Origin of the sequence: Bacillus gobiensis (genome assembly GCF_001278705.1) — a bacterium.
GTDB classification, from domain to species: Bacteria; Bacillota; Bacilli; order Bacillales; family Bacillaceae; genus Bacillus; species Bacillus gobiensis.
The window spans coordinates 4,301,155-4,313,763 of sequence record NZ_CP012600.1 but is presented as its reverse complement, the minus strand read 5'-3'; the positions used below and the strand labels follow the sequence as shown (position 1 = coordinate 4,313,763).

At 41.2% G+C, this 12,609-nt stretch carries 16 protein-coding genes and 6 tRNA genes; 1 reads left to right on the top strand and 21 read right to left on the bottom strand.

Annotation, left to right across the window (positions count from 1 at the left end):
* Nucleotides 1–37 precede the first annotated feature (37 nt).
* The 7 genes from AM592_RS21660 to AM592_RS21630 form a co-directional block, all read right to left on the bottom strand.
* A tRNA-Leu gene (locus AM592_RS21660) sits at nt 38–118 on the bottom strand.
* 7 nt (nt 119–125) lie between these two features.
* Nucleotides 126–201 (bottom strand) — tRNA-Lys (locus AM592_RS21655).
* 40 nt (nt 202–241) lie between these two features.
* A tRNA-Gln gene (locus AM592_RS21650) sits at nt 242–316 on the bottom strand.
* A 9-nt stretch (nt 317–325) separates the two neighbouring features.
* A tRNA-Glu gene (locus tag AM592_RS21645) sits at nt 326–397 on the bottom strand.
* Nucleotides 398–412: 15 nt separating this feature from the next.
* Nucleotides 413–503 (bottom strand) — tRNA-Ser (locus tag AM592_RS21640).
* A gap of 2 nt (nt 504–505) precedes the next feature.
* Nucleotides 506–580, bottom strand: a tRNA-Asn gene (locus AM592_RS21635).
* 129 nt (nt 581–709) lie between these two features.
* Nucleotides 710–1,156: a SprT family protein gene (locus tag AM592_RS21630; RefSeq protein ID WP_053605692.1), complete on the bottom strand. Its 447-nt coding sequence runs from the start codon at nt 1,154–1,156 to the stop codon at nt 710–712.
* A gap of 97 nt (nt 1,157–1,253) precedes the next feature.
* Between AM592_RS21630 and cmpA the strand changes: the two genes are divergently transcribed.
* A complete protein-coding gene (gene cmpA / locus AM592_RS23850) occupies nt 1,254–1,367 on the top strand; it encodes a cortex morphogenetic protein CmpA (RefSeq protein WP_098945273.1) in 114 nt (37 codons plus the stop codon).
* A gap of 90 nt (nt 1,368–1,457) precedes the next feature.
* On the opposite strand, the gene AM592_RS21625 is transcribed toward cmpA, so the two are convergent.
* The 14 genes from AM592_RS21625 to acpS all read right to left on the bottom strand — a co-directional run bounded on the left by AM592_RS21625 (nt 1,458) and on the right by acpS (nt 12,567).
* Nucleotides 1,458–3,620 carry a Tex family protein gene (locus tag AM592_RS21625; protein WP_376773429.1) on the bottom strand — a complete coding sequence of 721 codons (2,163 nt, stop codon included), beginning with the start codon at nt 3,618–3,620 and terminating at the stop codon, nt 1,458–1,460.
* A 124-nt stretch (nt 3,621–3,744) separates the two neighbouring features.
* Nucleotides 3,745–4,344: a PP2C family serine/threonine-protein phosphatase gene (locus AM592_RS21620; protein ID WP_053605690.1), complete on the bottom strand. Its 600-nt coding sequence runs from the start codon at nt 4,342–4,344 to the stop codon at nt 3,745–3,747.
* A complete protein-coding gene (gene sigB, locus AM592_RS21615) occupies nt 4,344–5,132 on the bottom strand; it encodes an RNA polymerase sigma factor SigB (RefSeq protein WP_053605689.1) in 789 nt (262 codons plus the stop codon). The genes AM592_RS21620 and sigB overlap by 1 nt, the downstream gene beginning before the upstream one ends.
* A complete protein-coding gene (rsbW, locus tag AM592_RS21610; protein WP_053605688.1) occupies nt 5,098–5,580 on the bottom strand; it encodes an anti-sigma B factor RsbW in 483 nt (160 codons plus the stop codon). Before rsbW ends, sigB begins: the two co-directional genes overlap by 35 nt.
* Nucleotides 5,577–5,909, bottom strand: coding sequence for an anti-sigma factor antagonist (locus AM592_RS21605; RefSeq protein WP_053605687.1), 333 nt, complete (start codon nt 5,907–5,909; stop codon nt 5,577–5,579). The genes rsbW and AM592_RS21605 overlap by 4 nt, the downstream gene beginning before the upstream one ends.
* Before the next feature lie 64 nt (nt 5,910–5,973).
* Nucleotides 5,974–6,981 (bottom strand): PP2C family protein-serine/threonine phosphatase, encoded by a 1,008-nt coding sequence (locus AM592_RS21600; protein WP_053605686.1) that lies wholly within the window; start codon nt 6,979–6,981, stop codon nt 5,974–5,976.
* A 10-nt stretch (nt 6,982–6,991) separates the two neighbouring features.
* On the bottom strand, nt 6,992–7,393 hold the full coding sequence (locus AM592_RS21595) for an anti-sigma regulatory factor (RefSeq protein WP_053605685.1): 402 nt from the start codon (nt 7,391–7,393) through the stop codon (nt 6,992–6,994).
* A 2-nt stretch (nt 7,394–7,395) separates the two neighbouring features.
* Nucleotides 7,396–7,761: an STAS domain-containing protein gene (locus AM592_RS21590; protein ID WP_053605684.1), complete on the bottom strand. Its 366-nt coding sequence runs from the start codon at nt 7,759–7,761 to the stop codon at nt 7,396–7,398.
* Complete coding sequence (locus AM592_RS21585) at nt 7,733–8,593, bottom strand: STAS domain-containing protein (RefSeq protein ID WP_053605683.1); 861 nt, start codon at nt 8,591–8,593, stop codon at nt 7,733–7,735. Before AM592_RS21585 ends, AM592_RS21590 begins: the two co-directional genes overlap by 29 nt.
* A gap of 242 nt (nt 8,594–8,835) precedes the next feature.
* Nucleotides 8,836–9,186: a type II toxin-antitoxin system endoribonuclease NdoA gene (gene ndoA, locus AM592_RS21580; protein WP_053605682.1), complete on the bottom strand. Its 351-nt coding sequence runs from the start codon at nt 9,184–9,186 to the stop codon at nt 8,836–8,838.
* A gap of 4 nt (nt 9,187–9,190) precedes the next feature.
* On the bottom strand, nt 9,191–9,472 hold the full coding sequence (locus tag AM592_RS21575) for a CopG family ribbon-helix-helix protein (protein ID WP_053606217.1): 282 nt from the start codon (nt 9,470–9,472) through the stop codon (nt 9,191–9,193).
* Between the two features lie 233 nt (nt 9,473–9,705).
* Nucleotides 9,706–10,866 (bottom strand): alanine racemase, encoded by a 1,161-nt coding sequence (gene alr / locus AM592_RS21570; RefSeq protein WP_053605681.1) that lies wholly within the window; start codon nt 10,864–10,866, stop codon nt 9,706–9,708.
* A gap of 153 nt (nt 10,867–11,019) precedes the next feature.
* Complete coding sequence (locus AM592_RS21565; protein ID WP_053605680.1) at nt 11,020–12,027, bottom strand: LolA family protein; 1,008 nt, start codon at nt 12,025–12,027, stop codon at nt 11,020–11,022.
* 183 nt (nt 12,028–12,210) lie between these two features.
* Nucleotides 12,211–12,567 carry a holo-ACP synthase gene (acpS, locus tag AM592_RS21560; protein WP_053605679.1) on the bottom strand — a complete coding sequence of 119 codons (357 nt, stop codon included), beginning with the start codon at nt 12,565–12,567 and terminating at the stop codon, nt 12,211–12,213.
* Nucleotides 12,568–12,609: the final 42 nt, after the last annotated feature.

Genomic DNA, 12,609 nt, shown 5'->3' with positions numbered 1-12,609 from the left:
GTGATGTTCTACCACTGAACTACTTCCGCAAAAATCATGCGGGTGAAGGGACTCGAACCCCCACGTCAAAGACACTAGATCCTAAGTCTAGCGCGTCTGCCAATTCCGCCACACCCGCATAACATTGGTGAGCCATGAAGGACTCGAACCTTCGACCCTCTGATTAAAAGTCAGATGCTCTACCGACTGAGCTAATGGCTCTTGTTTTGCAAACATTATATTTTCTTTAGTATTAAAAAAATGGCTGGGCTAGCTGGATTCGAACCAACGAATGACGGAGTCAAAGTCCGTTGCCTTACCGCTTGGCTATAGCCCAATGTCACAATGACCCGTACGGGATTCGAACCCGTGTTACCGCCGTGAAAGGGCGGTGTCTTAACCGCTTGACCAACGGGCCGCAGTATAAAAACAATGGCGGAGAAGGAGGGATTTGAACCCTCGCGCCGCTTACGCGACCTACACCCTTAGCAGGGGCGCCTCTTCAGCCACTTGAGTACTTCTCCATTGGCTCCACAGGTAGGATTCGAACCTACGACCGATCGGTTAACAGCCGATAGCTCTACCACTGAGCTACTGTGGAATGAATCAGACTTTCTTCATTATATATATCGTCACAATTCGAGTCAAGAAATAATTAAAAAATTAATTCCTTGTTTAACGAAGCTTTTATAATTTAACATGGATGCCAATATAGAGTCAACCTACTTTATTAAATTTCTTTAATTTTCCCGCCGCATTTTCCGCAAACATACCTGCTGATATTCATTGACCTTTTTCTTTTAAAAACTTGAGTGCAGCTAGTACAGGTATAAACATATTTATAAGCTTTATTTTCCTTCAATATTAAAGGAGTACAATGTCTGGGGGCTCCAACCTCTTTAAGCAAGCTTTTAAAATCCCTGTCCCTATGCTTATAACCCTTTCCTTCAAGGTGCAAATGATAGTGGCAAAGCTCATGTTTAATTATTCCTTCAAGCTCAGTAAGCCCATGCTCCTCATAATATACCCGGTTTAACTCAATATTATGGGATTGAAGTAGATATCTTCCGCCCGTGCTTCTCAGCCGGGGATTAAATACCGCTTGATGGCAAAAAGGTTTATGAAAAAAGGAGTTGGAAATCTCCTCAACAAGTTGCTGCAACTGTTTATCATTCATTATTCGAACACCTCTGTTTAAAAATACGAACAGGACAATAATTCATCCGCATACACTAAGAATAAATGTTTTTCACATGCTGAGGAGGGCAGATAACATGCCAATCTGGCTTAGAAATCAAATGCAAAAAGCTTTTTATGAAAAAGACCAGCATCAAATCAAACTTTTAAACCAATGCTGGTATTTTTACAGAAAAAAATATTGCTCTTAGACCAATGATTATACCTCTAAACTTCCTAACCTTTGTTATAAATCATTACTTGGAAACAAAGGGCTTACGGAGTGAAAGCCCTCTGTCTTGCTATTTTCCTTTAACCATAGTTAAGGATACTCTTCCCTTTACGGCATCGACCTGTTCGACCCATACCTCAACGATATCACCTACTGACACAACATCGAGCGGGTGTTTGACAAAATTATTGCTGAGCTTTGAAATGTGCACAAGCCCGTCTTGTTTCACACCTATATCGACGAAAGCACCAAAATCAACGACATTTCTAACCGTTCCTTGAAGCTCCATTCCCTGTTCTAAATCCTCGAGCTTCAATACATCTGTCTTTAAAAGCGGCTTGGCAATTTCATCACGCGGATCACGTTCAGGCCGATGAAGCTGCTCAATGATATCCCGAAGCGTAATACTTCCTATACCTAGTTTTTCTGCCGTTTCTTCAATTTGCAGTGTTTTCAGCTTGTCTTTCAGTTCATCAGTGCCAAGCCCCGATGCACTTATTTCCAGGGATGCAAGGAGCTCCTTTACTTCTTTATAGTTTTCTGGATGTATTCCTGTTCTGTCCAAAGGCTCTGATCCATCCACTACTCTAAGAAAACCAATACATTGCTCATAAGTTTTTGCGCCTAGTCTTGGAATATCCTTTAGTTCTTTACGGCTCGTAAATTTACCGAGTTCCTCTCTTTTTTTCACAACGTTAGCTGCAACGGACTTTGAAAGACCCGCCACGTATTGCAAAAGTGCAGAAGAAGCTGTATTTACATTTACTCCCACCTGGTTAACGACAGTCTCGACGATAAAACCAAGTGATTCCTGCAGTTTCTTTTGGCTTACGTCATGCTGGTATTGACCAACTCCGACTGACTTCGGATCAATCTTGACCAGCTCAGCTAACGGATCCTGAAGTCTTCTGGCAATCGACACAGCACTTCTTTCTTCTACCTGTAAATCAGGAAATTCTTCTCGGGCTAAGTCGGATGCTGAATAAACACTTGCTCCCGCTTCATTTACGATGAGGTAGTAAATACTCCGGTTCGATTCTCTTAAGGCTTGAACAACAAACTCCTCTGATTCTCTGGAGGCCGTCCCGTTTCCGATTGCGACTACTTCAACTTGAAACTGTTCAAGTATTTTTTTTACCTTTTCCAATGCTTGTTCTTTTTTGTTGACCGGCGGATGAGGGTAGATCACATCAATTAAGAGAACTTTACCTGTCTCATCTACGACAGAAAGCTTACATCCTGTACGAAACGCAGGGTCAACTCCTAATACAACTTTCCCTTTCATAGGGGGCTGCAATAGTAGCTTTCTCAAGTTTTCCGAGAAAATATGAATCGCTTGGTCCTCTGCTGTCTCGGTGAGTTCTTTTCTTATTTCTCTTTCGATGGCCGGCTGTATCAGGCGTTTATACGCGTCTTCCAATGTCTCAAGCAGAATATCTCGCACAATCGTTTGCTTACTGCCGATCACTTGTTTTTCTAGATACACCAGGATTTCTTCTATGTTAGGCTCAATTGAAACCCTTAATATGCCTTCCTTCTCTCCACGGTTTACAGCAAGCACGCGGTGAGGGACGATTTTCTGCAACGGCTCTGAATAGTCATAGTACATTTCGTACACATTTTTTTCATCTTCTTCTATTTTCTTTCCGACAGAGGTTAAAGCGCCTCTGCGAAATGTTTCTCTTCGTATCCACTTTCTATATTCAGGTTCATCAGAAATTCTTTCAGCTAAAATGTCCTTAGCTCCCTGCAACGCATCTTCAATGGAATGTATTTCCTTATCTTCCTGTATGTATTTACTTGCTTCCTCCTGTAAATTTCCTGATGAAGGAAGGGAAAAAAGGTAATCCGCTAACGGCTCCAGCCCTCTGCTTTTCGCCACAGTCGCTTTCGTTTTTCTTTTTTGCTTATAAGGGCGGTATAAGTCCTCTATTTCTTGAAGCTTGGAAGCAGACTCTATTTTTTTCTTAAGGTCGTCTGTTAATTTATCCTGCTCGGAAATTAAGCGAATCACTTCTTCTTTTCTTTGATTTACATTTTGGATATATGTCCATCTTTCTGATATCGTCCGGATTTGCAATTCATCCAGTGATCCTGTTTGTTCCTTACGATATCTGGCGATAAAAGGGACGGTATTCCCGTCTTCGAGCAGGTCAATGACATGCTTAACGTTTTTTGTGGGAATTTTCATCTCCTCTGAAATTTGCTTAATGACTACAGTCGTATCACTCACTAGTAAACGTCCTCCAATTTGCATGATATCCTTCATTTTATCATATTAAGTGGACTTTCATGCCAGTCAGGAGGTTATACGTGTTTACTAATCTTTACTTTTCCAATAAAAAAAACAGCCTTAATTACAAAAGCTGTCCAAGAATATAAGTCAGATCATCGTTTCTTTTACGGGTGTAAATATCAAGCTGCTTCGATAGATGTTCTATGGAATAGTCGCTTTTTAGATAGGATCGAATCGTTGGAACTTCCAGCCCGTCAGTGTATATTATAAATTTTGATCCGGGTTCGTATTCATAAGTTTGTGTCTTGTATTTTCGAGGCTTCCCCGACAAGTACCCGCCTACTGGCAGTGGATACACACACTTACCTGATGGAGAATAAAGAATAAATCGCACATTTCCTACTGAACAATACGTGAAATCTTTTTCTACAAATCGAAACTTAAGAACCGAAACGGTTGCACCTCTTTTGCTGCGTAAGGCCACATTGCAGCGCTCAATGATTTCAGCTACCTCTTCATTGCTGTATTTTTCAACTATCTCACTAATGATTGACGAGGATTCATTTGCAGCTTTACCACTTCCTAAACCATCAGCCACAGCGCAAATTAAACCCTCGTCATCTGCACTGATGAAATAGCTGTCACCACAGCAACTGTTCCCATCCTTATTTAATTGAAAAATAATAGCTCGCATATATTCATTTGATTCAAATTCAATCATTACGAAATCTCCATACTCGGATCAGCAGTTAACGCCTCTCTTAATTTTTTAACAGCTTTCCGCTGTAATCTTGAAACGTGCATTTGCGAAATTCCCAAGATATCTCCTGTTTCTTTTTGGCTTTTATTTTGAATATATGTTAAATCAATAATTTGTTTTTCTCGGTCGGATAAAACATACAAAACGCTTTCTAGCATCATTCTTTGGTTCACCTGTTCATAGCCGGACTCTTTAGAACCAACAACATCCAAAATGGTAACAGTACTGCCATCTGAATCCGCTTCAATGCTGTGATCTACGGAAAGGGCTTGATAGCTTTTCCCCATTTCCATCGTTTCAAGAACTTCCTCTTCAGTTACATCTAAAAAATCAGCAATTTCTTCAACAGTTGGTGATTTTTGAGAGTCAATTGTCAGTTGGTCGACAGCCTTTTTAATTCTAGGACCCAGTTCTTTAATTCTTCTCGGGACATGCACGCTCCACGTTTTATCCCTGAGAAACCGTTTAATTTCGCCAATGATGGTTGGTATGGCAAATGCCTCAAATGATTTTCCAACGATGGGGTCATACCGCTTCATTGCCCCGAGCAATCCGATCATTCCTACCTGGCACAGATCCTCATGAAAGCTTTTGCCCTTGGAATATTTTTTCGCCAGCATTTCCACAAGATTTGTATACGCTGTAACCAGTGTAAGCTGAGCCTCTTCGTCTTGAGTTTCTTGATACGTTTTTATGAGCTGATCGACTTCATCTTTATTTAGCTTCGTAGTTTTCGACGGTTGTGTCATGCTCAACCCGCTCCCTGTTTAGAAACTTTGTCATTGCAACAGTTACGCCGGACTCTATTTGGACGTTTACTTCATCCATCAGCGTATCCATTAAATATAGTCCGAGTCCTCCTTCTGCCAATTGATCAACCGATTGGGACGGAGTATAAGGGCCCAAATCCTGTTTCTTTTGATTTATGTCAAAACTTGATCCCTGATCAGATACAATGACTTCTAAACGATCTTCGTATACACCGAAACGAATCGATACATCTCCTGCTGAAGATGATTTATAAGCATGCTGAACCGCATTCGTACATGCCTCGCTCACAGCAATCTTTAAATCTTCAATATCATCATAGCTGTAGCCCATTTTGCTGGAGATTCCGGATAAAGTAAGGCGTACAATGCCAACATACTCAGGCTTTGCCGGAATTTTCATTTCAATATAATCTACAGACGTATTCATTGTACCCCACCTTCTGTTTTTGCAGAAATATCAATAATATCTTTTAACCCTGTAATCTCAAACAACCTGACCAACCGATCGGACAAATTGTATAATTTCAAAGCCCCGTTTTCCGCACGAAGCGTTTTATATAATCCAACAAATACGCCCAAGCCCGTACTGTCCATATATGAAACATTTTCTAAATTTATTTCCAAATGGCTTTCCGGAGCGGCATGAGCCATTAGTTTCTCTCTTAATACAGGCGCCGTATGAACATCAATTTCGCCTGAAACATCTATTTGCTTATGATTTAACTCAGATTTCGTTACTTCAACTAGTAAATTCATATTATCACCTCTATTTATGACTAAAGTATCTATGCATTAATCAGATACCCCAATCTGGCGAAGACTAAACCTTTCGCCTAATCACAATTAAAGTAAAATCATCGTGCAGTTGAAAATCCTGAAGCTGCAACAAGCTGTTATAAATATCATTCACCATATCCTGAGCCGGTTTTGACATGTGCTCAATCAGTAAGTTTTGTATATCTTCTCTGCTTACAAAACCTTCCTCAGATCTGGATTCTGTCACTCCATCAGAAAACAATACAATCATATCGCCTTCTTCAAGCGTTGTGCAACACTGCTCGTACTCTACTTCATGTTTTATTCCAAGGACTAGGCCTTTTGCAGTTAAATCGTAAAAGGCCGCTTCTTTATTCGAATAATAAAAACCCGGCTCATGTCCGGCGGAGGCAAATGTAAATTGATGATTGTTGATATCGTAACTGCCATAACACATCGTAATAAACATGCTTGGATCGACATTTTGTTCGACAACTCTGTTTAGATTTGTCAATACCTTAGAAGGATGAAGACGTAATTCAGGCAGTGAGTCCATCGCATATTTTATCATTGACATGCACAATGCTGCCGGTATCCCTTTTCCGATTACATCCGCAATCGCAATACTAATGCTGTCTTTATCCCGGACAAAATGATAATAATCACCGTTCATTTGTTTTGCAGGGATGCTTATGGCCCCAATATCAATTCCTTCAGCAACCGGTACCTGCGTTTCAAGAAGAGTGTGCTGCACATTTGCCGCTATCTCAATCTCAGACTTAAGCTCCTGCTGAATCCCCCGTAACGTCTGATGCTCCTGATACGCCATTCCGTAGCCAATCATCACTTCGATTAAAAAATCTAAAGAGTGGAAAACATCTTTCGGAAGATCAGGGTACAGCTCCTGAATTACTTTACGGTGAATACTAACGATTTCTTCTGGAGGAATTTGATTTTCCAAAGTTTTCCTGCTGAATTTTTGTCCTTGATACAGCGATGTTTCAGTTAAGTCCGAGATATACTTTGTGAGCAGTTGTCTGTATCTTTGCTCAATCACTTCCCCGAATTCCATAAACTACCTCCTACCTAAGCCACTTCACTGCGTGGATATCAGTTCCTTTCCCCGGATTGGAATGAAGCTGAAATTCATCCATCAGTCGTTTGACACCTGGGAGACCCGCTCCAAGACCTCCTGATGTAGAATAACCGTCTTCCATTACTTTTTTTATATCAGATATCCCGGGTCCATCATCCGAAGCGATCAGCTTTAAGCCGCGTTTTCCTATATCGTGAAGTTCTTCTATACAAATTTGACCTTTTCCCGCGTATAAATAAATGTTTCTTGCCAACTCAGAAATAGCAGTTGTGATTCTCGCCTGATCTACCGTGCCAAATCCCAGCTCCTTCGCAACCTTCCTCCCCAGCTGCCTTGCAGCAACTATATCCCACTCAGTCATTATTTTCACACAGGGTTGGTTTTTCATACCTATTCCCCCAATTCCCGCTTCAATGTCTCAAGCCCTTGTTCAAGATCCAGCCCGGTATCAATTTCGTCCAGTTCTATACCGAGCTCGATTAGAGTAATCGCCACAGCAGGCTGAATCCCTGTCAGGACAACCTTGGCTCCCATTAGTTTCGACATTGTAATAACGTCTCCGAGCACCTTTGCAATGAAGGAATCAATCATATCAACAGACGTTAAATCAATCACTACGCCATTTGCACCAGTTTCATGGATCTTATTTAACAAATCCTCTTGAAAATGCAAGGCGGTTTGATCGTCAAGCTCCCATTGGATCGATACCAATAAACAGTTATAAAGTTTAAGTATAGGAATTTTCGGAAGTCTCATTGACTAATTCCCCCAATGGTACTATTTTTCGATTTGTCATCTCTAATGCGGTTTGAATTCCTTTTTGAAGGGTATTTTTAGTAATAACCTGTGATAAATCAATCCCGAGGGTGACAATCGTTTGGGCAATTTCAGGCCGTATTCCGACAAGAAGGCATCTTGCTCCTACCAATCTTACAGCTTCTGAAGCTTGGATTATATGATGGGCTACCATCGTATCAACAACCGGGACGCCGGTAATGTCGATAAGTACGACCTCTGAGCGGTGCTTCACAACCCCGTGCAGAAGATTTTCCATAATTCTTTTCGCCCGCTCCGTATCAATTGTACCGACCAAAGGCATGACAGTAACATGCTCAAAAACCGGAATAAGCGGCGCAGATAATTCCTGAAGTGCTTCTTTTTGAAGAGAGACCGTCTTTTCCCATGAGATTGAATATTGATTGAGTATTTCATTATTAATCGGAGTAATATTTTCTTCGATTTCCCAAACCAGCTTTAGGCTTTGCTTATCTGATGTGCTTTTCTCATCCATTAACCGATAGAGATACTTCCAAAAATCAGCCAACGCCTGCGCAATTAGTTTTAATGAAAGACCCAGTTGGACAATTTTCACTGCAAATTCAAAGATTTTCTTATCTGTATATTCATCATTAGTTTCCGGAGAAGTTAAAATAATTGCCATATATTCTTCACAAATTGTGCGAAACATTTGCTCATTTACAGCTTTTAAAGAGTCATTTTCTCCAAGTTGTGATAAGATACTTGTCCATTTTTCAATGAGATCTTGCCGGTTGTCAGAGATAAATTCAAAGACTTGCTGTGTAGACATGCATCGTTCCTCCCTATATATGTATAAAGTGCATCTGCAATCTGTGGATGATCGCCTAGTTTCCCGATGTTGAACGACGAACCAACCATATTTTTTCAGGCAGCATCTATTGCCTGCAAAGATTGCTTAATTTTAGCCGGTGCTTCCCCGTTAAAGGTTCTCTGCCTTTTATTATAACGTTATTTTATATTTAAAACAAAAAAAGTTGCCCTGTAGTGTGAGCAACCTTGATATGTGACCTATTAAAAATCGATAAGAGCTAAACTGACTTGCAAGGCCTCATCAACCTTATCCATCATTTCATCATCAAGATGTGTGATTTTATCTGTCAGCCTTTGTTTGTCAATCGTTCGGATCTGTTCAAGCAATATGACGGAATCCCTTTCAAAACCGTAACGTTTCGCATCAATTTCGACGTGGGTAGGCAATTTCGCTTTTTGAATTTGAGCTGTTATGGCTGCAACAATAGCGGTCGGGCTAAAGCGATTTCCTATATCATTCTGAATCACTAAAACCGGGCGAACACCACCCTGTTCTGAGCCAACAACAGGAGATAAATCAGCAAAATAAACATCACCGCGTTTGACAATCAAATGTTTATCCTCCGCTTACTAAGCGCTCAACGGTGTTTTCAGCCTCATACTCCGCGAGAAATGCTTCAGAAGCGATGTTCAAGTTGATTTTCGCCATCTCCATATAGCCGCGTCTCATAGATTCACGAATTTGTCGTTTTTTGCGTTCACGTAGGTACATTTTAGTTGCTTGATAAATTAATTCATTTCTGCTTCCGTTATCCTGCATGACGACACCATCCAATTCTGATAACAATGCTTCTGGTAAACGAACCATAATTTCAGTTGTTGCGCTGGATTCAGACAAAAACCATACACCTCCACAAAACTTCCGGATACAAACGCTATATCCAATTCCAATCATAATCATATCATTATTCCTAAGTCGTGCAAAGCTGTTTTCAAAATAATCCGTGGAACACGACAAATTTTTTCTCCCGCATTAACACACTGCAAGACTTCCTCAAGCAGTCTCTCGCACGGATGAACGAAGGCTAAAAAACGTGCGCCAGGTAACTCTTAGATTGAAGGTTCGCTTTATCAAACGTCCGATAATAAAGAATTCCTTATCTCCATTATACTCCCATTTTTCAAAAACATACGAGGAACGCGTGAAGTAATTGTACAAGGTATTTCATAATTAATCGTATCAAGCCGCGAAGCAATTTCATCAATCGTGATCATTTCATCTCCTTGTGTCCCGATCAATGTCACCTTCGTTCCAACAGGAAGAGCTTCAGGCAAAGTCACCATCATTTGATCCATGCAGATTCTTCCCGCCGTTTTTTGCCGTATGCCGTCTATGAGCACCTCGCTTCCTGATAGCTTTCGGAGCCACCCGTCAGCATAGCCGATCGGCATAGTTCCGAGCCATTCATCTTGTTTCGCTGTGTAGGTTGCACCGTAGCTGACACTTTCTCCTTTTGCAATTTTTTTAACGTGCACAAGCTTTGTGTGAAGCGTAAAAGCTTGCCGCAATGGAAAAGGAAGCAGGCTTTTCATTTCCTCAGAAGGAGACAGACCATACATACTTATGCCAAAACGGACAGCGTTAAACAATGAGTCTTTATGCCGCAATCCTGCCGCACTGTTTGAGGAGTGTACCAAAATGTCATCCAGAGGCAGAGAACGGATAAGCGTTTTGAAGCAGGTAAGCTGCTTTTGAAAATAGGCAGTGTCTAATTCGTCCGCAGTAGCAAAGTGCGTATACACGCCTTTTAAATGCAGGTTTTCATGGGAATTTGCCAAACGGGTCATTTCCAACACTTCATTTTCTGTTTTCAAACCGATTCTGCCCATGCCTGAGTCAATTTTCATATGGAACAAAAGCGTTGCTCCCTCCAAGTAAGGAACAGCCGCATTAAGCCATTCGTTCGAGTAGGCAGTCACAGTAAGCTTCTGGTCAGCACAAGTCTTGACAGCTTCAGGTGGTACAGCACCCAAAATCAAGATAGGAGCTGTAATCCCCTGGTTTCTAAGGGCTAATGCCTCATCCAAAAATGCAACGGCAAGCATCGCTGCTCCCGCCGATAGAGCCGTATTTGCCACTTGGGCGTCTCCGTGCCCATATGCATTTGCTTTCACTACAGCAATGAGATCAACTGAGCTGCCAATGTGATGCTTCATACTTAAAATATTTTCTTCTATGGCTGAAAGGTCTATTTCCGCCCATGTATCTCTGTAAAAACTGTTTCCAATCATGCTGACACTTCCTAGTACGTGAATTTCTAATCCAATCATACTAGAAAGAAAGGATAAAGTGAACCTTGATTCAGTGGTGGTTACGACGAACAATGCTACTATATCCTGACTCGTCCAATTCAGAACTAAAAAAACAGGCGAAAGCTCCGCCTGCTATTTTGTAGACTGTCCATACACGCTCTTCGCTATTTGAACAAGCTCTTCCTGCTCGATATTATCAGACGCAAGCAAATACTCCACTCCGTCATACGTCCAAGAAACTGAATTGTCTGTTAAGGCGCCGATCGCAAACCCGAGATCAACCGGGTTTCCGCTTGCTGTAACAGATGCCGCGGATTGCGCGACACGTGCTTTTTCTTGTATTAACGTAAATGAATGCTTTCCGCCATATGTCGTAATGATCCGTTTTCCATCTGCCGTTGATATTTCTTTTTCTTCCAGCTTTTCCGTTCCTTCAGGCAAATACACCGGAGCGGCAACAGCAAAATCATCAGAGGCTTCTGCACTCGTAGCTATATCCATATGGGAAAGAGTCATATTTTTCTTCTCATCAAACGATTCCTTTTCAAGCGGTTCGTCGAAGGCAAACTTTTCAAAATCAACTTTAACCATCTCTTTACGGTCCGTGTCCATGACTTTTACTGATTTTGGAGCAAGATTTTTTTTATTTAAAACGATTTCTTGAACAGGCAGCGATTGATTATGCTGATAATTCGTTTTCGTTTCAAACACATAATTTTCTTCGTTCGTGCTAAACTCTGCCTCTGTGTCTTTTTTAATGTCGTTTACAAGGGAATCAAACAAGTAAACCTGGCTGCTGTTCGTTGGCCAATCACTTTGGAAACGAAAGCTTTTATTGAGAGACGGAGTGAGGACAAACACCCCGTTGCCATTCCGAAGGATGACCTGATGCTGATCTTTTTTAGAATTTTCTAAATAGACTCTGTAGTAATCTGGCTTCTTATGCCAAATTTCTACCTTGTATTCCTGAGGCTCTTCTCCTGTTTCAATTACCATTTTCGCAGTTGCTTTATACGAAGTATATTCTTTTACCTTTTTTTCCAGGCCGTTTACTACTTCATCCTGAGACTTTTGACCGCATGCAGAAAGAAGAATGACACCAAGCAGTCCTATAAAAAGCAAAACAAAGCTTTTTCTCACCCTTTTCCAACTCCTCTTCACTATTGATTGTAAAAGGAAGAAATCGCCCGCTTGGCTTGCCGCATGATGCGTTCTTTGCCAAGGTAAATGCAACTTGTCTCCCTTCGTCCACATTCCAATATATGAGGAGGGCGAACGCAATATGCAGACTAGCCTGACAACCTGAAAAATCTTCGTAGCTTGTTATTCTTCTATTATTACTTGTGCAGCTGCATACTCCCTCGTGTGAGTGATAGAAAGGTGGATTTTCTTATCCTTTGTCTTCTGGCAAAAAAGCGTCGGTTTCCCGCGATCATCGGTTTCCGTCACAATATCCTGAAAGCTTAAATGCGCTCCAATTCCGGTACCTAGCGCCTTAGAAAAAGCCTCCTTTGCAGCAAACCTTCCTGCGAGATATTCCGGTTTCTTTTTATTGCTCAAGTTCTTATAAATATTTAACTCTTCCTCTGCAAGCACTCGATCAGCAAATTTTTCCTGACGCTTAATCAGGTCATTAATTCTGCGAAGCTCAATCAAGTCGATGCCAATCCCGATGATCATTCCGTACACCTCTGTTTCAAGTACTTATTTATCTCTACATTT

Excerpts from the sequence above, each read along its gene's own strand:
- AM592_RS21630 (WP_053605692.1), bottom strand. The coding sequence starts at position 1,156 with ATGAATGATAAACAGTTGCAGCAACTTGTTGAGGAGATTTCCAACTCC.
- cmpA (WP_098945273.1), top strand. The coding sequence starts at position 1,254 with ATGCCAATCTGGCTTAGAAATCAAATGCAAAAAGCTTTTTATGAAAAA.
- AM592_RS21620 (WP_053605690.1), bottom strand. The coding sequence starts at position 4,344 with ATGATTGAATTTGAATCAAATGAATATATGCGAGCTATTATTTTTCAA.
- sigB (WP_053605689.1), bottom strand. The coding sequence starts at position 5,132 with ATGACACAACCGTCGAAAACTACGAAGCTAAATAAAGATGAAGTCGAT.
- rsbW (WP_053605688.1), bottom strand. The coding sequence starts at position 5,580 with ATGAATACGTCTGTAGATTATATTGAAATGAAAATTCCGGCAAAGCCT.
- AM592_RS21605 (WP_053605687.1), bottom strand. The coding sequence starts at position 5,909 with ATGAATTTACTAGTTGAAGTAACGAAATCTGAGTTAAATCATAAGCAA.
- AM592_RS21600 (WP_053605686.1), bottom strand. The coding sequence starts at position 6,981 with ATGGAATTCGGGGAAGTGATTGAGCAAAGATACAGACAACTGCTCACA.
- AM592_RS21595 (WP_053605685.1), bottom strand. The coding sequence starts at position 7,393 with ATGAAAAACCAACCCTGTGTGAAAATAATGACTGAGTGGGATATAGTT.
- AM592_RS21590 (WP_053605684.1), bottom strand. The coding sequence starts at position 7,761 with ATGAGACTTCCGAAAATTCCTATACTTAAACTTTATAACTGTTTATTG.
- AM592_RS21585 (WP_053605683.1), bottom strand. The coding sequence starts at position 8,593 with ATGTCTACACAGCAAGTCTTTGAATTTATCTCTGACAACCGGCAAGAT.
- alr (WP_053605681.1), bottom strand. The coding sequence starts at position 10,866 with ATGATTGGAAACAGTTTTTACAGAGATACATGGGCGGAAATAGACCTT.
- acpS (WP_053605679.1), bottom strand. The coding sequence starts at position 12,567 with ATGATCATCGGGATTGGCATCGACTTGATTGAGCTTCGCAGAATTAAT.